The 19523-nt window shown below is 40.5% G+C and carries 20 protein-coding genes; 16 read left to right on the forward strand and 4 right to left on the reverse strand.

The genetic code is table 11. From position 1 onward, the window contains the following. The first annotated feature begins 193 nt into the window (after positions 1–193). The 4 genes from L655_RS0109695 (at position 194) to L655_RS0109710 (ending at position 5647) form a co-directional block, all read left to right on the forward strand. On the forward strand, positions 194–907 hold the full coding sequence (locus L655_RS0109695; protein WP_024604903.1) for a response regulator transcription factor: 714 nt from the start codon (positions 194–196) through the stop codon (positions 905–907). Beyond that, positions 904–2262: a histidine kinase sensor domain-containing protein gene (locus tag L655_RS0109700; protein ID WP_024604904.1), complete on the forward strand. Its 1359-nt coding sequence runs from the start codon at positions 904–906 to the stop codon at positions 2260–2262. Before L655_RS0109695 ends, L655_RS0109700 begins: the two co-directional genes overlap by 4 nt. A gap of 208 nt (positions 2263–2470) precedes the next feature. Continuing rightward, the gene (locus tag L655_RS0109705; protein ID WP_024604905.1) at positions 2471–4507 is read left to right on the forward strand and encodes a TonB-dependent receptor; all 2037 of its coding nucleotides are present in this window, start codon (positions 2471–2473) and stop codon (positions 4505–4507) included. Positions 4508–4525: 18 nt separating this feature from the next. Next, positions 4526–5647, forward strand: a complete 1122-nt coding sequence (locus L655_RS0109710; RefSeq protein ID WP_024604906.1) for a PepSY-associated TM helix domain-containing protein — start codon at positions 4526–4528, stop codon at positions 5645–5647. Positions 5648–5772: 125 nt separating this feature from the next. Here L655_RS0109710 and fadE read toward each other — a convergent pair whose 3' ends face one another. Continuing rightward, the gene (fadE, locus tag L655_RS0109715; protein WP_024604907.1) at positions 5773–8229 is read right to left on the reverse strand and encodes an acyl-CoA dehydrogenase FadE; all 2457 of its coding nucleotides are present in this window, start codon (positions 8227–8229) and stop codon (positions 5773–5775) included. 512 nt (positions 8230–8741) lie between these two features. Here fadE and L655_RS0109720 point away from each other — a divergent pair. After that, positions 8742–9977: a site-specific integrase gene (locus tag L655_RS0109720; RefSeq protein WP_024604908.1), complete on the forward strand. Its 1236-nt coding sequence runs from the start codon at positions 8742–8744 to the stop codon at positions 9975–9977. A 19-nt stretch (positions 9978–9996) separates the two neighbouring features. On the opposite strand, the gene L655_RS0109725 is transcribed toward L655_RS0109720, so the two are convergent. Next, entirely contained in the window at positions 9997–10647 is a 651-nt protein-coding gene (locus tag L655_RS0109725; RefSeq protein ID WP_024604909.1) for a DUF4760 domain-containing protein, read from the reverse strand. Positions 10648–11047: 400 nt separating this feature from the next. Here L655_RS0109725 and L655_RS0109730 point away from each other — a divergent pair, with 400 nt between their 5' ends. Further along, complete coding sequence (locus tag L655_RS0109730; RefSeq protein ID WP_024604910.1) at positions 11048–12292, forward strand: hypothetical protein; 1245 nt, start codon at positions 11048–11050, stop codon at positions 12290–12292. Between the two features lie 56 nt (positions 12293–12348). Here L655_RS0109730 and L655_RS0109735 read toward each other — a convergent pair whose 3' ends face one another. Further along, a complete protein-coding gene (locus tag L655_RS0109735; RefSeq protein ID WP_024604911.1) occupies positions 12349–12969 on the reverse strand; it encodes a S24 family peptidase in 621 nt (206 codons plus the stop codon). Between the two features lie 151 nt (positions 12970–13120). Here L655_RS0109735 and L655_RS0109745 point away from each other — a divergent pair, with 151 nt between their 5' ends. Genes L655_RS0109745 through L655_RS0109755 form a run of 3 tightly spaced genes read left to right on the forward strand, consistent with a single transcriptional unit; the run spans position 13121 to position 13861 of the window. Then, complete coding sequence (locus L655_RS0109745; protein ID WP_024604912.1) at positions 13121–13339, forward strand: YdaS family helix-turn-helix protein; 219 nt, start codon at positions 13121–13123, stop codon at positions 13337–13339. Beyond that, a complete protein-coding gene (locus tag L655_RS0109750; RefSeq protein WP_002960068.1) occupies positions 13336–13611 on the forward strand; it encodes an AlpA family phage regulatory protein in 276 nt (91 codons plus the stop codon). The genes L655_RS0109745 and L655_RS0109750 overlap by 4 nt, the downstream gene beginning before the upstream one ends. Positions 13612–13621: 10 nt before the next feature. Continuing rightward, on the forward strand, positions 13622–13861 hold the full coding sequence (locus L655_RS0109755) for a hypothetical protein (protein ID WP_024604913.1): 240 nt from the start codon (positions 13622–13624) through the stop codon (positions 13859–13861). Here L655_RS0109755 and L655_RS0109760 read toward each other — a convergent pair. After that, positions 13848–14117, reverse strand: a complete 270-nt coding sequence (locus L655_RS0109760) for a hypothetical protein (RefSeq protein WP_024604914.1) — start codon at positions 14115–14117, stop codon at positions 13848–13850. The genes L655_RS0109755 and L655_RS0109760 overlap by 14 nt on opposite strands. Before the next feature lie 90 nt (positions 14118–14207). Here L655_RS0109760 and L655_RS0109765 point away from each other — a divergent pair, with 90 nt between their 5' ends. From L655_RS0109765 to L655_RS0109795, 7 genes are all read left to right on the forward strand, one after another. After that, positions 14208–14480: a hypothetical protein gene (locus L655_RS0109765; protein WP_024604915.1), complete on the forward strand. Its 273-nt coding sequence runs from the start codon at positions 14208–14210 to the stop codon at positions 14478–14480. A gap of 2 nt (positions 14481–14482) precedes the next feature. Continuing rightward, positions 14483–14869, forward strand: a complete 387-nt coding sequence (locus L655_RS0109770; RefSeq protein WP_024604916.1) for a hypothetical protein — start codon at positions 14483–14485, stop codon at positions 14867–14869. 2 nt (positions 14870–14871) lie between these two features. After that, positions 14872–15471, forward strand: a complete 600-nt coding sequence (locus L655_RS0109775) for a DNA N-6-adenine-methyltransferase (RefSeq protein ID WP_024604917.1) — start codon at positions 14872–14874, stop codon at positions 15469–15471. Then, positions 15471–15785, forward strand: a complete 315-nt coding sequence (locus L655_RS0109780) for a hypothetical protein (RefSeq protein WP_024604918.1) — start codon at positions 15471–15473, stop codon at positions 15783–15785. The genes L655_RS0109775 and L655_RS0109780 overlap by 1 nt, the downstream gene beginning before the upstream one ends. Before the next feature lie 20 nt (positions 15786–15805). Then, positions 15806–16084, forward strand: a complete 279-nt coding sequence (locus L655_RS0109785; RefSeq protein WP_024604919.1) for a hypothetical protein — start codon at positions 15806–15808, stop codon at positions 16082–16084. 2 nt (positions 16085–16086) lie between these two features. Continuing rightward, positions 16087–19224, forward strand: a complete 3138-nt coding sequence (locus L655_RS0109790; RefSeq protein ID WP_024604920.1) for a replication endonuclease — start codon at positions 16087–16089, stop codon at positions 19222–19224. Between the two features lie 8 nt (positions 19225–19232). Then, positions 19233–19511, forward strand: a complete 279-nt coding sequence (locus L655_RS0109795; protein WP_024604921.1) for a hypothetical protein — start codon at positions 19233–19235, stop codon at positions 19509–19511. The last annotated feature ends 12 nt before the right edge of the window (positions 19512–19523 follow it).

Below are 19523 nucleotides of genomic sequence, written 5' to 3' on the forward strand. Positions count from 1 at the left end.
AACACTCAAAACACTCAAAACACTCAAAACACTCAAAACACTCAAAACACTCAAAACACTCAAAACACTCAAAACACTCAAAACACTCAAAACACTCAAAAAATCAACTTTCTCCACACTCACTGATTTTGATATTGATTTGTATTACCATTTGCTTTAATTTGTTTTAATACTATAAAAATTATGGCTTTCTATGTCTGCACCACAGGCCTATCAACGTAACAAATCTGATTTTGATATTTTAGTTGTTGAAGACGATACATTACTTAATGATCAAATTACTGAATTACTAGCCAACCAAGGATACTCTGTTACACAGTGTTTTGATGGTAATCAAGCGCTTGATTTAGCGGTTGCTCAACGTTTTAGTCTTATTTTATTAGATGTTATGTTGCCGGGCAAAGATGGCTTAGCAGTGCTTAATATTTTACGTAGTTGTAATAACACCCCTGTAATAATTGTATCGGCAAAACATGCTGAAGAAGAGCGCATTTTAGGTTTATCAGCTGGTGCAGATGATTACTTAGCAAAACCGTTTAATAGCCAAGAATTATTACTACGAGTAGATTCAGTACTAAGGCGCGTTTTTAAACAAGACACAAATACCCCTTACATTGCTAATATTGATGGACTTGAAATAGATAGCCTACACCAGCAGGTTTTTCTGCATTGTGAGCTATTAGCTTTTACGCCTATTGAGTTTGCCTTGCTGCAAATTTTAATGAAAAACCAAGAACAAATACTGTTAAAACCTTTTTTATATCAAGTGGCGCTTAACAAGCGTTTCAGTCAGTACGATCGTAGTTTAGATATGCATATGAGTCGTATACGAAAAAAATTAAATAACGCCGGCTGGGATGGCAGCCGTTTACACACTGTGCATGGGCAAGGGTACTGTATTAAATGACACGACGTTTATTTTGGAAGCTGTGCTTAATTATTGGTACTGGTGTTGTTGCGATGTTTTATTTAATTAATGTCGCGGTTAATCATTTTGAAAATGATATGAGCATGCTAAGTGACTCAAGTCGAGAAGAGTTAATTAATTGGCAAAAAAAGGCTGAGGTTATATTTGATCAAGGCGATATGAGCGAACTTGAGCGTTGGGTTGATGATTTACAACAACAAGAGAGTATTTGGGCTGTAATTGCTAAAGCCAATGTGGTTGAGTTAGCTGGTAATCGCTCTCATCGTTATGAGTATACAGGGTATAACTTGGGGCGAAGTATTGATTGGAAAATCCATCTGTATTTTGAGCATGCACCCGTTATGCAATTACCCTTTAAAGATGGTGCAACTAGCCTTGTTGTGCAGTTGCCGAAAAGAATGCGCCCAGGATCACTTTGGAATTTAACACGTTTGTCGTTACAAGTTTTATTGCCAATGCTGATATTGGTGTGTTTATCGATTGTGTTATATCGCCATATTATGCATCCTATTAAAGAACTCGACTTAGCAAGTAGAGCATTTAGCCAAGGAGACTTTAGTGTCAGAGTTCGAGAGCAGCTGGGCTCACGCAATGATGAACTATCCCAGTTAGCTGAAACATTTGATTTAATGGCAGAGCGGATCAGTGATCAGATTATGCATCAACGTGTATTACTAACTGATCTGTCTCACGAGTTGAGAACACCTTTAACACGCTTAGATATAGCAACTGACAATTTACTCTCTCACAGAGAAAAGGGTGTAGAAGACACGCAAATCAAATTAGAGCGTATTCACAAAGAGTCACAGCACATCCGTAAGTTAGTGGATGACACGCTTACTTTATCCTGGTTAGATAACGAGTCACCTCAGTTGCGCATCGAATCTTTGGATTTAGTCGATTTACTCGAAATTCTCATTGAAGATGGGCGTTTTGAGTACCCAGATAAACTTATTTTTGCTGACTTACCTAATCAAGCCCATATTGAAAACAGTAATCACAGAGCATTAGGTCAAGCACTGGAGAATATACTTAGAAATGCACTACGTTACACACCCATTAATAAAAAAGTATGGATTAGCCTCATTGATTATAAACATGAATATCAAATTATTATTGCAGATCAAGGTCCAGGAGTACCTAAAGAGCATTTAAATACTATTTTTAGACCTTTTTTCCGGATTGATTCAGCTCGCTCATGCAACAGTGATAGCTTTGGTTTAGGGCTTGCTTTAGCACAAAGGCAATTACATGCGATTGCTGCGACAGTATTTGCTAAAAATGATACTGCAGGTGGTTTAGTAATGACTGTAACGGTTCCTAAAGGTGTATAAATTACATTTCATATTGTGCTTGTAAAAACTGAGCAACGCTTTCTCGTCCTGTTCACGCCCTTACTTACATATTTTTAGGCAACTAAAGTAGATTGCACCTAACGCGTCTTTGTATATGTCCTAAATGTAACAAATGTAAAGTTGCTATACTCTCAATCAAAAGAAAATGATAATTCTTCTTATTTGCAATTAAGAAGGAACGTCCCCCTTGAAAAAATTAGCCCTAATGAGTGCCATTTGTGCATCATTTAGTTCACCTATATACGCGCAAGAACTTGCTAAAAATACAGCGTCTGTTGAAAAAATATCTGTAGTTGGTTCTGCAACTAATTTGAGTATTACAGCTGAAGAAATAGAACAATATCAAGCAAGTGATCTGGCTGACATTTTTCGACATTCACCTTCTGTTAGTGTGGGTGGCTCGGTAGGCGTTGCACAAAAGATCTATATTCGTGGTGTTGAAGATTCTTTATTAAATATAGCGGTTGATGGTGCACAGCAAACATCAACGTTATTTCATCATATTGGTCGTGTAACAATAGATCCTGACCTATTACAGCAAATAGATGTGCAAGCAGGTGCCGGAGAAGCAACAAGTGGTCCTGGTGCGATTGGCGGCTCTATCCGCTTTAAAACTAAAGACGCGCAAGACTTACTTAATCAAGGTGAACAATTTGGTGGACGTGTTAAAGCAAGTTACTTTTCAAATGACGGTACGCGTTTAAGCACCAGTGTATACGGTAAATTAAGTGATACATGGGGCGTACTAGGGTATTTCAGTACTGTGGATCGCGAGAACATGGAAAATGGTGATGGCGATACTATTTATGGTACGGCCGCCGATCAAGATATGATGTTTATTAAAGCCAGTGGTGAGTTAGCAGATAATCATCATTTGTCGGTAAGTATTGAAAAACGCGACGAAGAAGGGGATTTTTCAGCACGCCCTAACTGGGCGGTACAAGAAGGTGATGCTTTGTATCCAAGTGAAGCAGAGCGAGAGACTTACGTTGCTAATTATATATTTTCTCACAATAACTTATTGTATTTAGAGGCGACAGCATACAAAACCGAATCATCTTTTAATGGCGGCCGATTTGCTTGGCTTGCTGACATTGACACATATGGCTTAGATATTCGTAATACAAGTATTATTGATGAACATAAATTTGTTTATGGCGTTGATTATAGAAATGATGAAGTATCGAGTGGGTCTGCAGCAGGTGCAAAAGAAAATTCAGAACAAGGCAGTGTACTGGGTGTTTATGCACAAGGTTATAGTGATATTACTCCACAACTTTTACTGAGTTATGGAGTGCGTTTTGATAGTTATAAGTTTAAACAAGACATCCTATTAGATGAATATTATGGCACTGCAATTACAGAAAGTGCATCGAGTTTAGACGACAATGAAGTGAGCTTTAATATCGGTTTAGCATATGACATTAATGAAGCTTGGACAGTAGGGCTTGGGTATGCTGAAACCGCGCGTGGTAAACAAATAGGGGATGGCTTTACCATTGATGGATATTTATATGACGGTTCAGATATTCCAGTAGCGGATGAAAGTTTAGTACCTGAGACCGTAGCTAATATTGAAGCATCCATAACATACACTAATGAAAATTTATCCGCTAAGGCAAGTATTTATAATTCGTCTTTAGATGATGTGATATTTGAAGGGTATGAAGGAAACTCGGTTTATAACAATATAGGCACGTTAGAGACTAAAGGATTTGAGTTTGACCTAGCATATCGTTTAAATTCATTTGATTTCTTCATTGGATTTTCAGCTACTGATACAGAGCTTGACCCACGTGATGGGTTGTACAGTGTAAGTTATGATGCAATTGATATTAATGGCTATGAGTTTGTCGGTTTAGGTAATAGTAGAGGCAATACATGGGTTGCTGGCGTTGATTACGACATTAACACCGATGCAAAGGTTGGTATTAGTGTAACTAAAGTCGATTCACTCGATATTGATACTCTTCATCAAGCTGTTGACCTTGATTGGACTGATTCTTTATATACCCTAAATAAACCAAGCTATACCACTGTTGATTTATATGGGCAGTGGAATGTGACGAATGCATTATTATTTAATGTTGCTGTTACTAACTTATTTAATGAGTTATATATCGATCATTCAAGTGTGGGTGATTACAGTGAAGTATTTGACACTGTTGTTGGTCCATACGAATCTGGGCGCGATATTCGCTTATCGATTTCTTATCAGTTTTAAGAATAAGTAACTTATTTTATGTTCTTAAAATTGTTTAAAAAGTGGGTCTTTTGGGCTCACTTAATTATAGGTTTAATCGCCGGTTTATTTATTTTCAGCATGTCGTTCACTGGTTTTTTATTAACCTATGAACGACAGATTGTTGAGCTAGATGAAATGCGATTTACTGTAAAAAACACCTATGCTCAACAGCGGCTATCGACTGATGCTGTTGTAGATATTTTGCAAAAATCGCATCCGAGTCAATCACATATTTATATTCGTTGGGTAAATCGAGAAGGGGCTGCTATTCCTGCCTGGGCGGGAAAAAATAGCTACTTATTACACCCTTATACGGGAGATGTTATTCGTGAAGGAGAGGGGCTAGCGGCTGGTTTTTTTCACGTTGTAACTGATATACATCGTTATTTATTACTGCATGGCGCTTCACAAGTGATTGGCAAAAATATAAATGGCTACGCTAATCTATTTTTTATCTTTTTACTACTATCGGGTGCTTATCTGTGGTTACCAAAGCGATTTAATCGCTCTGCATTAAAAGGATATTTTTTACTAGCAAAGAGTTACAAATCATCACATCATCGAAATAGGCAGTGGCATTTAGTTTTTGGAATTTGGTGTTTGCCGGTTTTACTCGTTTTGTCATTAACGGCTACTTTGTTTCATTTTGATTGGGCGAATAAAGCGTTATATGGCGCGTTTGGGCAAAACGTACCCGAGCGAGAAAAGCATCTACCAGTATTAAATTTATCGGCTGATAAAGTACCTTACGATGCTTTATTCCAACTAGCTCAAATACATGCAATTCATAATGGTGCCACTGATTGGTATTCGATGTGGTTAGAATTAGGTGACAAAAAACACGAAGCACGTTTTTATATTGATACCAGTATCGGGAATCGCCAAGAATATGCATATTCATTATTTTTAGATACTCGCACTGGTGATGCAATTAAAACGCTAAAAAAATCTGATTGGACGCGAGGCGATCAAGCATGGGGAACATCTCGATTTTTACATACCGGTGAATACTTTGGTTTTATAGGGCAAACATTAGCTGGCTTGGCATCATTGCTCGCATGTTTTTTAGTGTATACAGGCATAGTTTTAGCATGGAAGCGATTGATAACTAAGCGCTAATTTACACTTATCGTCGAGTATTTGATTGCTTGATATGTGCGATTTGATATATAAGAATTTATTTTACACAAAAAAGCCAGCGCATTAGGCGCTGGCTTTTAGTATTCAAATGCTTACTTAGTTAATTAAGCAGCATCAGCTTCTTTTTTAACGCTATTACGCGCGGCTTTGCCTGCAAGTAAGTCAGCAGGGTCGAAGTCATCAACGTTAATAACATCTAAACGAGATTGCTCAACAGCAGCTAGTTTATCAGCCTCTGCTTGGCTTAATATGCCTGCTTCAAGCCCCATTTGCGCTACTTTATCAAGCTGGAAGAATGGCAGTTTAAGACCTTTTTCTTTGCATACACGGTCAAATAATGGCTCAACAGCAAGTACGTCTTTAAGCGTTTGCTCTTGACGACCTACAAGGTTAAGCGGCTCATTTGTTAAGTATACATAGCTTGCTAAACGGTTACGCGTTTCGCTAGGTACTTGTAGTAGTTGCGCAAGTTTATGCTCAAGTTGGTCAGTTGGTTTACGAACCGGGCGACCAAACGGGAATAACAATACTTTTAACACGGCACGTAGTGGAGCCGAAGGCATGTTATTAATTAAATCAGCAAGTGCACGTTGGCAATGGTAAAGGTGATCTTGGCAACTCCATTTTACTAGAGCAAAATCTTCTTTTTTACGGCCTTCGTCGTTGTAACGCTTAAGCGTTGCAGACACTAAGTATAAGTAACTAAGTAAGTCACCTAAACGTGCTGAAATACGTTCTTTACGTTTTAGTGAGCCACCAAATACTGCCATGCTAATGTCTGACATAAGAGCAAGTGATGCACTAAAGCGTGACGCTATACGGTAAAATTCAGCAGTTTCATCGTTGTACGGCACACTTGTAAAACGTGCGCCGGTAAGTGCAAGCCACTTAGTACGTACAAGGTTCGACATAGTAAAACCAATATGACCCATTAGCGCTTTATCAAATACGTTAAGCGCTTCTTCGCGGTCTTCAATTTCGCACGCACCTAGTTCGGTAAGTACAAATGGATGACAGCGAATTGCACCTTGACCATAAATAATCATATTACGGGTCAAGATGTTTGCACCTTCAACGGTAATGGCAATAGGTGCACCTTGGTAGCCACGACCTAAATAGTTATTTGGCCCAAGCATGATGCCCTTACCGCCAAGTACATCCATTGCATGAATAGTTGCATCACGCATTTGCTCTGTCAGGTGGTATTTAATAATGGCAGAAACTACCGATGGCTTTTCGCCTAAATCAACCGCACCCGTAGACATACTAACCGCAGCATCAGAGCTGTAAGCGTAACCAGCAAGTTTTGCTAGTGACTCTTCAACACCTTCCATTTTACCAATAGGTAAACGGAACTGACGACGAATGCGGCTATACGCACCCGTTGCAACGGCAATCATTTTAATGCCACCGGCAGAATTTGACGGCAATGTAATTGCACGACCAACCGATAAACACTCAACCAGCATGCGCCAGCCTTGACCAGCCATATCTGGACCACCAATAATATAATCAAGTGGTACGAAAATATCTTTACCGCGAGTAGGACCATTTTGAAATGGTACGTTAAGCGGGAAATGTCGACGACCAATTTCAACTCCAGGAGTGTCCGTTGGAATAAGTGCACAGGTAATGCCTGGCTCTTTATTGTCGCCAATTAGCCCATCTGGATCTTGTAACTTAAACGCAAGACCAAGTACGGTAGCCACTGGGGCAAGTGTAATGTAACGCTTATTCCACGTTAAACTAACACCCACAACTTCCTCACCATTCCATTGCCCTTTACATACCACACCGTAGTCTGGAATTGAGCTTGCATCAGAACCCGCTTCTGGCGAAGTTAATGCAAAACATGGAATTTCTTGACCGCTCGCTAGGCGCGGTAAGTAATGATCTTTTTGCTCTTTTGTACCATAGTGTTGTAATAATTCACCTGGGCCTAAAGAGTTCGGTACACCAACAATTGACGAAAGTAATGTTGATTTACTTGTTAGTTTTTGAAGTACACAAGACTGTGCAAATGCAGAAAACTCTAAACCGCCGTATTCTTTTTTGATGATCATGGCAAAAAATTTATTATCTTTTAGATACTGCCACACATCTTGAGGAAGGTCGGTTAGTTCGTGCGTTGCTTCCCAATCGTCCAACATGCTACAAACTACTTCAACAGGGCCATCAACAAAAGCTTGCTCTTCAATAGTAAGTTTAGGAACGGGGTATTGGTGAAGTTTTTTCCAATCTGGGTTACCGCAAAATAAGTCAGCTTCCCACCACGTCGTACCGGCATCAATAGCTGATTTTTCAGTATCAGACATGCTTGGCGTTACTTTTTTAAACGTAGCAAAAATAGGCTTGATGATATATTGCTGACGAAGGCCAGTAACAGAAAGAGGAACCGCGATGATCAAAAAGATCAACCAGCTAATTAAACCAAAAGCACCCGTAAAGGTACCAATTAATAAAGTTATAGCCGAAACACCAAGTGCTGTGTTCCAACTTGCTCTGTGGTAAACCGCAGTGCAAAGCAACGCGATTAGAACCAGTGTAAATATGAGTGTCATTTTTATTCCTTAATAGAGGTCAGACCACCTCACTTAGAGTAGCGCTAGTAACAGTAATTTTCAAGTACATAACGATGTTAAATTGTAGTAGAAAGTAACTTAAATACGATATTTAATTATCCGGCAAAGGAACACTCAATAACTATCGTATAGTCAAAGCATTAGCCGTAAGTAGTGTTAACGTAAAAATAAATAAATCTAATAGCAAAATGACACTTTTTAAGTAAGTATAGCCGTTATAGCGGACTGCAATTTAGTGTACGCTTAATACACAAATATTCGCTATTTATTTTAATGTATGGTTTTTAAGGGTTATTTTATTAATGTGTGAATTACTTGGCATGTCCGTTTTCTAGCATTCATGCTGTATCAACCTGTAGCAAAGCCCTTTAAAAATGGGGAATGTAAAGGCTAAGGCTGTTTATTCTGTCTTATTCTGTTATTGTTATCTTAAGCTAAACTGATACCAAAACTGTGACCCGTGTTGTGGTCACAGTTTTAAACGAGCAAAGATGAACTTTACAGACAAATCAATAAAAGCACTTAAAGCAAAAGAAAAGCGCTACGTATTAACTGAGTCGGGAAATTACGGCGAGGGGCGCTTACAAATAAGGGTGAGTGAATCAGGCGCTAAAACGTTCCGGGTTCAGTATCACATAAACGGTAAGCGCAAAGTGATAGGCCTTGGTAACTACCCAATTGTTGATCTAAAAACAGCGCGCAGTAAACATGCAAAAATATCAGCATTGCTAAGCGACAATATTGACCCCCAAGAACACCGCTTACAAAACCAAAAAGCCAAGTTTGAATCGGCAGCTAAAAAAACAATGCATCAAATGCTTGATGATTTTAATGCATACATAAGTACTCGCTGGGCAGCATCAACCATCGACCGAACAGAAAAACTAATAAAGCGAAACCTCACCCCGTTTATAACACCCGATTTAATGCCCGACGAGTTCACAATCGACATGGCCCGCGACATTATTTACCGCGTTTATAACCGTGGCGCAAAAGAACAAGCGCGACTGGTTCGCAGCGTACTAATGAGCATATTAAAATACGCAATCGATTTTGATAACTCGCCAGAGCAATATAAAAAGCCCAGCGAATACGACATTAAAACCAACTTTATAAGAGACATTAATTTTGAAACGCCAAAAAATAAAGGCGAGCGCTGGCTAAATGAAGACGAAATAAAAAAAGTATGGCACGCAGAAGACTTACCCTATTACACCCAGCAATACATAAAACTCGCATTGTGCCTTGGCGGCCAGCGCATAAACGAAGTTTACGCATCCCGCGCCAGCGAATACGACATTAAAAATAAAACATTTACCATTCCCGCATCCAGAATAAAAATAAAACAGCGGGGCGATCACATAGTGCCACTGTCTAATTTAGCCATACCCATTATCCAAGAACTCATGCAGCAACAGGGTAGCGCTGGGCAAATGTTCCCACATCGCGACAACCCAACAGCCACTGCGCATGTATCAACAATACGCATGGCAATATTGCGTTGGTGTGAAAAGCACAGCGTAAAGCCATTTAACCCCCGCGACCTACGCCGCACATGTAAAACACTCATGGGCAAGGCAGGCATAAATAAAACCAACCGCGACATACTGCAGCAGCACCACAAATTTGACGTATCAAGCGTGCATTACGACAGGTACGACTACATGACAGAAAAGCGAGAAAGCATACAAGTGTGGGAGGAGTTTATAATTAATGCAATAAATTAAAAACCCGCACTTAGCGGGTTTACTTTTGTAGGTAACTAATTTTGCCAGACTTAACTTTATCAAGCTGTTTGAATATACGCTTTAGTTCTTTTTTTGTTTGTTGAGACTCAAAGCTATCCCTTTTAATGGTCCACTTAAGCGCTAGCAAACTAAAGTCAGAATAAAGAGATATATTCTTCATCTGCCGCTCTCTAATAAAAGGCCTTAAATGTAAGCTAAGATCAATCACAGATGACTTATGAGACGAATATAAAAAAGCCTCATCATATAAATTGTGTTTAATAGCGTTTGCAGCCTGCTCCCAAGTATTTAAAACGTACCTGATAGATGAACCCCTCGGGTCGCTAGAATTTTGAGGTTTTGCTAAATCAAGTAATGTCTGCTTTCTTTCTAAACTATGTATTATTTTACTAATTTCGACTACATGAGCTAAATAGTCTTTGTCATCTTTAAGTTTTTGCTGAAAATCCAGAGTGTTTTTTTCTTTAGCGGTTTGGCGTTGATAAAACATGCCAGCTAATGCGGCCGATAAACCCAACGTAGCCGACAGTAATACAGCACCACTTGCAAAAAATAATGAATCGAGTTTGGCTATAAGGTAAATTCCAAAAATCGGAATAAATATAAACCAAACAATAAAAATATTTTTTATTAAACTGCTTTTATTCACTTTATATTGTCCCTTAAAAACAAAAAAGAGCCATTAAGGCTCTTTTCTTTAAAACGCGTGTCAGCCTATATCGGCCAATCTTCTTCGTTAAAATTGTTCATAATACTCTCCCAAGGCGTGCAATGTCTTACATACAAAGCTCTACAACGGTATGCAAATAAACAAATGTATAAACATTAATTTGTATAAATGTTTACCGTGTAAAACAATATAACTTACAGGATAGTCTCTTTCAAGGACTATTGGCGTTTATCTACTGCTATCTACTGTTGTCTTTTGCTGTCTCATGGTGTTTTATTGGCAAGTATGCCTGCAATTTAATACCTGTATAAATCCCCAGCTTGTTAAAACCTGAGCGAAAACTTAACCTGTATATTAAATATAATTAAAAGGAATTATTGTGGATTACACATATTTTCAAAATGACAAAGGCAACTTTGTTGCTAAAAAACTACCTACTGCAAAAGGCAAATTCATAACTATAAAAGATGAAAGTAGTTTAGAAGATGTAAGAGAAGACCTAAAAGAATATAAACCAAAAACGCTAGCGCAGTACGTTAAAATTTATCATAACTGCTTTGGTGACCACGTTGGTTACGATGTTGAGTTTTTAGCATTTGAAGAAGCTATAGCAGAAAACAAAGCGAAGTGGCTAGGCGATAAAAAATGGCTAAGCACATATTGGGAAGAACTCAGAGAGGTAATACCTAATCTCGATTGCGGTAATATAGAGATAAATGAAAGCTGGCAGCTAATGCGGGATATTGAAGCAATAGAGCTGATAGAGACAAATATGTTCAATGCCAGTCGTGAGTTAACGGCGGAGCAGTGGGAGGTTGTTTTTAAAAAAAATAGAGCAACAGAACTAAAAGAATTAGCCAAGCAGCTTAATTTAAACTCTAAGCTTAAAAAGGAGCTACTTATTAATGAGCTAATAAATGTGGCGCTAGGGTCGCCAGATAAAATTGATCATGAAATAATTAAAATGCAGTTTTTAGTTAAGCCAAAGGCAGAAGTAAAAGAGTCAATAAAATGGGTTGTTGAGCAATATGTTATCGATATTAAATTAGCGTTAAGCAGCTTTGATTATCCAAAGCAGTTTAAGTTTGAGGTATGGCGACATGCCGCAATGGGTGCAGGCAGTACTTATCTTGGTCAGCTAATAGAAAAAGAGTTGGCTTTACTGGGTTACAAAGAGGAGAAGCAGCCTGAGTACGAAGCCACAAGCAGTTATGATGACTGCATTGACGAGGGTGAGGCTAAGTTAATAACCACTAAGTTTCAAGCTCGATTTAGTTACGTGGATGGGCAAGGTAATAAGTCACTAAGGCTTGTTGACGTACAAGAGCTAGACGATGATGAAGACTTGATGTTCACTGGGCATTGCCATAAGGCCAATGATGAAAGAACATTTAGAATAGACCGAATTGCTGGAGATATTACAGTTATTGGTGTAAATGGAGAAGAAACCGCAAGTAAAAAAGAGTTCGCTAAATTCTTAAAGTCGATTGCAAAGCCAGCATCACAAGTAACAAGCAATAAGCTGGCAAATAATCCACAGGCAACAGGTTGCCTGGTAATAGGCGTGGCATTGATTGGTGTTGTGCTAGCCGTGCCAATAGGTGTTGTAAGTATTTTTATATAAACAATTAAAAAACAGCCCGCCAAGTGCGGGCTTTTTTATGGCTGTAATTTAGTAAACTAAAACGACTTACCTGCAAATATTATTTTACCCACCAAGGTGCAGTTGCCGTTTATTGCTATTAGTTGTTCTGGCCAGTTAGGGTTAGCGGCTTTTAAAAACTTTTGGCCGCTTTCAATTATCAGCTGCTTAAACGTTGCTTCGTTATTATCGTCTAAACGCGCGACCACGTATGAGCCGTGTATGCACTCAGCTTCGGGGTCTACAAAAATTAAATCGCCCTCATAAAATTTAGGCTCCATGCTCACGCCTTGCACCCGCAGGGCAAACGTTTTGCTGCTTGCGTTAACTGGGCACATAAAACGTTCAGCGTCGCATTCGCGTATCTCGTTTATTTCACTCCATGCACCCGCTTGAACCCAGCTAATAAGCGGCACAGTTGATTTAATGTCAGGCCCTGGCGAAACGTTGTTATTGATGTTTTCCGTTACACCAAACTGCAAAAACTCAGGTGTGCACTGTAGCGCCTTGGCCAGCTCATTTATTTTCTTGGTCGTTTTAGTTGTTCCATCTTCAATCCTTTGGAGCGATTGCTGAGCTATCCCAATCATTTCAGAAAGCTTAACTTGGGTTAAGTCTAGTTCTTTTCTTCTTTCTTTTACTCTTTTTCCAATGCTCATAAGTAGTCCTTTCTTATCAAAAACAGTTAATTAAGTTGAATAAATACAGCCAAATTACAGCTTATAGCTATTTTACAGCTAAAACAGGTATTGACAACCACGCTGCAACTGTATTTAATACAGCTACAAACTGTAATAAAGGCGTTGAATTATGAATAACATCGCTAAAGCTGTAAAAATCTATGGCGGACAAACTAAGTTAGGCAACGCCTTAGGTGTAAAACAAGCTTCTGTGTGGGATTGGATGAATAAGTACGGCCAAGCCCCCGCGAAATACATTACCCGTATTTCAGAACTAACAAACGGCCAAGTAACGGTAGCAGACCTACTAGCCGACCACGTTAAAACCGACAAGGAGAGCGCAGCATGAGCCAGTTAATCGCCGCAGACCATTACCGCCGCAATGTACGCGGCGAGGTAGTGACAATTAATGACCGCTATTTACGCCCAGCAGATGTGGCACAAAAGTGCGGAATGCACCGCACATCGTTATACCGGTTGATGGATAAAGGGCAGTTTCCTAAAACACATAAAATATCGAGCGGCCGTGTGGTATGGCTTGAAGCAGATATTGAAGAGTTTATGCGGTTAGGCAGCGAGAAGTTTCAAGAGATTTACGGCAATAAACAAGTTAATAACTAGGAGCAGGGCAATGAGTGAAGAATTAAGTTTTGATGGAAATCGAGAGTTGGCGAAGCAAAAGCAAAAACTTTTAAATGCAAAAATTGATGCGTTTATTGGCGATTCAGACGATGACCTGGCGTTGCTTTTTAGCTTTTTAATTCGCTTAAAAGTAAAGCGCGACAAAGAGGTAAACGGCCATAGTAATGCTCAGTTTGTTGCTCTTTGTCGCGAGTGTGTATTAGCGGCTAATAATATTAAGGAACTATAGGCGGAAAGCCTGTGCGGTTATTCAGGCTTTTAACGCTTTTTTCTGTGAGGTAATAGTAACTACCGTTATCGACTCTAAATAAGTAATCAGCGTGAAGTAAGTAATTAATTGTTGGTCGTAGCAGCTCTTCGTGATCATCGTATAGACGCTCATGAAGATCGACCCCAATGGGGAATGATTTAGCAAGTTCGTTAATTATTGTTTCAGCGAGATTATTAAATTGTTTTTTATTGGTTTCAGGGATTATTAAATCCATAGGTTTTTCCTCTTTGTTTTGGTTTGTGGTTTTTCGCACTTACAACTTATCAGAACAAAGGGGGTTTTTGAATTAAATAGGAGCAGGGCAATGAGCACATACCAAGTATTTAGCAGGGAAACGTTAAGCAGTTTTAAAACATTAGCAGAGCAATGCCGCTATTTATTGAGCTGCAAAATTACTACCCGCAAAGCGGTGTTTGGTTTTGACCCAGTGCTTCAAGCGCGTGTTGGTGATTTTGACTTGCCAGTTTATTGCAATGGCGACGAGTACCAAACAATACAAAAAGCAGTTTTCTGGTTAAAAACACAAGCAACTAATTACCTAAATGCAGCAACACGCAGCCAGCAAGGAGTTAATTAATTATGGCAAACACAGCTATTAACCACCCAAACCCAGCACCATTAAAAGCAGTAACTGGCCGCCACATACCAAAAGGCCTAGCCGAAATAAAAGCATTAATGGGCAGTGAGCGCCACACGCCAGAATACGTGTATACCAAAGTGCTAAGCGAGCAAGAGCGCACACTAGTATGTTTTGCCGCAGGCCTAAAGCGCCACCATTTAGAAAGCGGCTTTGCTAATTTTGATGCAGATACCCGCCTAAAAATTCACAAGGCTATTTTGCAAATGGAGCAATTAGTAAAAGCATTTACCGATGCTAACGCCATGGCCCCCGCTAAGTTTGTGCAACATGCACCGGTTGAGCCTGCCAATACCAATTATTCACATTTAACAATTACTAAAGGTTGATCATGACTCCCGACCAGCTAATAAACCAAGACAGTGGCAATGTTGAGTTCTACACGCCCGCTAAAGTTTTGCAGTATGTGCACCAAATGTTTCCGGTTATTGATTTAGATCCAGCAAGTTGTGTAGTTGCTAACAAGTTAGTAAAAGCAACGTGTTACTTAACCGAAAAAGACGATGCATTAACACGAAATTGGATAGCTAATACTGTTTGGTTAAATCACCCATTCAACAAAGGCGAAATAGCATGCAAACCAAAGTGCGTTAAAAAAATATGTAACGACCCTAGTTACAGCAAGTATCGCGGCCACTGCATTAGCGAAGATATAGCAAGCAATGGCGATTGGATTGACTACTACCTAGACCAATATGAACAAGGTAACTTTAAAGAAGCAATGAACATCACCTTTGTTAATAGCTCAGAAGCATGGTGCCAAAAGTTATTAAAAGCTGGCTTAAGCTGTTTTATTGATGGCCGTACGCATTTTAATGATGCGCAAGGCAATGTAAAAAAAGGCGCACCCAAAGGCTGTTTTATTACTTACCTAGGCGATAGGACCGCAGAGTTCCGAAAGATATTTTCAGCGCTTGGAGTAGTGAAGTAATGAAACTACACCCAAAAGCAAAGGCCGCACTTGGCTATTACAACGCACACAGAAAAGCGCGCGATATAGCAAAGTGTGATTTTCAAAAAGCGGTAAATGCATTATGCGACTTAAATGCCTACGCACCCCAAATAGCAAAGCGCGCCGCAGCACTTGGTCGTTTTAGCTCAAATAGCTGGTACGCATATTCAATGGCTGAGTTTGATATTCAGCTTGATAACGATGTAAGGCTTTTAGATGCATACCACAACATCGACCCAGTAAGCCCTGACGAGCCAGACCTAACCGAATTTTTAAACGACATTCCATTTTAACCTCCCAAGGACACTAAAAAATGAACGCTATCAAAGACCAAGCTATATCTAAAAATAAGCAATTACTACTTAATATTGTTTTACACGCTATTGAGCAAGTTAATTTTGCAATTCGCAATTTAAACAAACGCAGCACTATCGGCATGTTAATGCAGTGCGAAGACACGCTAACCGACTTGCTACCTATTGTAAAAATGATTGCTGACGACGACGTTAATTTTGAAGGCGTTTACAGCCAAATGAGCATTGCATTAAATGCCGCCCAAATTGGTGGTGAGCCAATGGAAATAGAGCTGTAACAATGAGCATGTGGCCCATTGTAAGCTTTGATGTTGTAACAGCGGTTTTAACCATGGTTAAAGCCGTTGACGACATTGAACACAGAGATTTTTTAATAAGCGGCCTTGGCCGTTTTACTGCGTACAGCCAGTATAAAATGGCTAAGCAATACCTTGCCAAAATTACCCCACCAAGCAACGCCTGGTACAAAGATGAGCCTATAAACCCAAGCGAAAAAGCAAACGCTTGGCTTTATAATGCGCTTAAAAATGCAGAGCACCGCATTGACGTAACCAACTTAAAAATAAGCGCACCTGCAATCGCCGCGCTTAAAAAAGTGCATAACAATAATATTCATAATTACATTGTTAAAGACATTGTAGAAAGCAAGCGCGCGCCGAGCATACAAGCTAGCTTTGTGCGCCAAACTGCAAAAAACATGGAGTTTGCACAAAAGCAGCGCGACGTAAAAAAGCCCCAATCTGTAGCCGCAAAGAATTTACAGCAGGCGCATGGCGATCAGGTTACTAAATCTGCCATGTCGGTTATTGCGGCTATTGATGATGCAGAGCAAGTTGCTTATGTTTATAAGTGCCTAGCGGGCGTGCCTAAGCCGTTACAAATGCGTGTTGCTAAACGTTATATTGATAAATACACCCACATTAAAAACACGGGTAAAGCCAAAGGCGAAACGCAAGAGCAGTACAACGAAAGGCTAATAATTGCGAGCCGTAAAAACTACGACTTTAGCGATAAAAAAACAGCGAATAAAAAGCAAGTAATTACAGTAGCCGAAGTGCGCAAGCAAATTACCGCAAACGACTGGTTGCGCCGCACAATTACAACACTACAACCACGCCTAAAAATACTTGAGCAAATTGTTAGCAACATGCCATTGCCATGGCACATTTTAGCCAATGCCGACAAAACCAAAAAGCACGGCAATGTGCTGGCTATGCAAACGGCCGAAATGATAAACGATTTAGCCAAAGAGCAGCCAACACGGGATGCAACCGACATACACGAAAAAGTAAACGAGTTTGCCGCACAATTTAGCGTGCAATTACAGTTTGCCGAAAAAGGTATTTACCTAACTGTGCCCGATGCCGAAGTAGCCCTTTTAAAAGCGCAGTGCCACAAGTGGTGGTCGCGCAAGCTTAAAACTATTCGTAGCCGCTACCTAGAGCACCTAGAAATTGCAACGGGCGAAGTGGGCCGCGATTTATTTAACAGCACAGATAAAAAAGGTAATAAAAAAACAGAGCGCCGCGGTATTAGCGCCTATTGCTCAAAACAAGCAGTGGCCGAATACACCACCAACCAAGAGCGCGGTAAGCGTTACCTAGAAAGCCTAGAATTAGTAAACGAGAAAAACGATGTTATATCGCTAATGAAAGCGGTTGAAGCAGGCGTTGCCAACCCCGAAAATATGCGTAACGAGCTAATGCTACGCATTCGCGAAACCGAAGAGCTAGCCGACGAAATGGGTTATACGGGAGGTTTTTATAACATTACTGCGCCTAGCCGTTTTCATGCAAACTCGCCTACATGGGATGGGTCAACCCCAAAAGACGCTAGCCTATATTTAAATAAACTGTACTCGCAAGCGCGCGCTAAATTAGACCGCCTTGAAATACCGTATTTTGGTATACGGGTAGCAGAACCGCACGCCGACGGCTGCACACACTGGCACATGCTTTTGTGGATGCCAGCGCGTTACTACGACCAAGTTAATCATTTATTGCGCCGTTATTTTACCCGCGACGACCGCGAGGTGTTTTTTCAGCGCTTTAAAAACCGCAAAGCATTACGCGCACGCTACACAAAGGCGCGCCGTATTTGGGGTTTAAATAAATCTAAAAAGGTGTACACCCGTGCACCGGTTAAAAACTACTTTCCGAGCAGCCCACGCTACACCGCTATAAAAATGCTACCTGCGCAAATTGGCAAAGATGGCAAAAAAACAGGTGGCGCAGCCGCTTATGTTGCTAAGTACGTAAGTAAAAATATTGATGGCTTTGCACTGGCCAACGAGTACGACGCAGAAACAGGCGAAAAGCTAACCCAAGCAGTTAACCCGGTTAAAGCATGGGCTAGCACATGGGGCATTAGGCAATTTCAGTTTCAAAAGTCGCCATCAATTACTATTTGGCGCGAGTTGCGCCGAGTGCGCGAAGAAGTGCAAGGCAACGAGCAGCTAGAGCAAATACGCCAAGCGGCCGACAAGGGCGACTTTAAAACCTTTGTTGCGCTAATGGGTGGCTTTGGTATTGGCCGCGATGCGCGCTTTAAACCAGCATACCAGCATACCGAATACGGCAACCAGTACGCAGAATTTACTAAAACTCTAAAGGGCGTTGAAGACACATTTGGCCTTTGCACGCTTGTTACTCGCGTTCATACCTGGTCTAAGCAAGTTATAGGCACAGCAGCAGCAGAAAACACCNCCGCCGTTATTGGTGGGCAGGATGCCAACAACGTCAGCGCAGCTGACCTACCTTGGACTAGTGGGAATAATCGTACGCCTTACTCAGTAGGGCATACAGACGCATTATTGCTAAATATGATCGGTTTTACTTCAAAAGAGATCATTAACGTTAAAAAGGATCTGTTAGCGGGTAAGCGGGTTAGAAATAACGGCCATATTTACTTAATTGAAGACGGCCATTTAGTGGTACTGGATGAAGCAGCGCAGCAAAAAGAGCATCGCCAACACGCTATTGACTATATAGCTAATAGCGAAGCGCAAAAACACGCCCCAACTAACGAACAAACCGCCGATAAATGTAAAAACAAGCTTAGCGACTTTAGCCCTGCGCAAATAAAAGCTTTAAACCAAGGCGGCAACGTGATCAGCGGCAACCGTGTTTACTACATGCAAGAGCGCGAGCTACACAGCTTTGAGCAACTAAACATGCAAGCGACAAAATCGGCTATTAAACCAACCCCAACCGAAAAACATTTTGCATACGCTCGCGAGCTTTACGACCTAGCGCACATGTATGCAGAGCTTGACGGGCGTAACACCCCATCAAATACCCAATTTAATAAACACACGGCCGACATTATCGGCGACTTAGATTTAGCTAGATTAGTTCTAGCAGGCGAAGCCACAGCAATCAGCAGTAATGATTGGTGGGCACTAGACTTAATGGCGTAGGAGAAAATATGACTATTCAAATCTCAAAGGTACTCATGCCAAGGGCATGTATTAGTTGCCAGGCATTTTGCCCAAAAGGTTTTGCAGATGATCAGCATAGCCCGTTTGTTACAAAATTCGATAAGCCCGCGCCTAAAACCCAATACGGCCAGTGCGGTAAAACCAATAACAGCGTTTTTGCTACCGAAATTTGCACCGGTTATCAGCAAGAGCCTAACGCCAACGTATTTACAGTAACTAACAGACCACAACCAAAACAACAGGAGAACAGCCATGGCCACAGGTAAAGTAACGGCGGG

This window comes from Pseudoalteromonas sp. TAE79, assembly GCF_000498015.1.
Classification (GTDB): Bacteria; Pseudomonadota; Gammaproteobacteria; order Enterobacterales; family Alteromonadaceae; genus Pseudoalteromonas.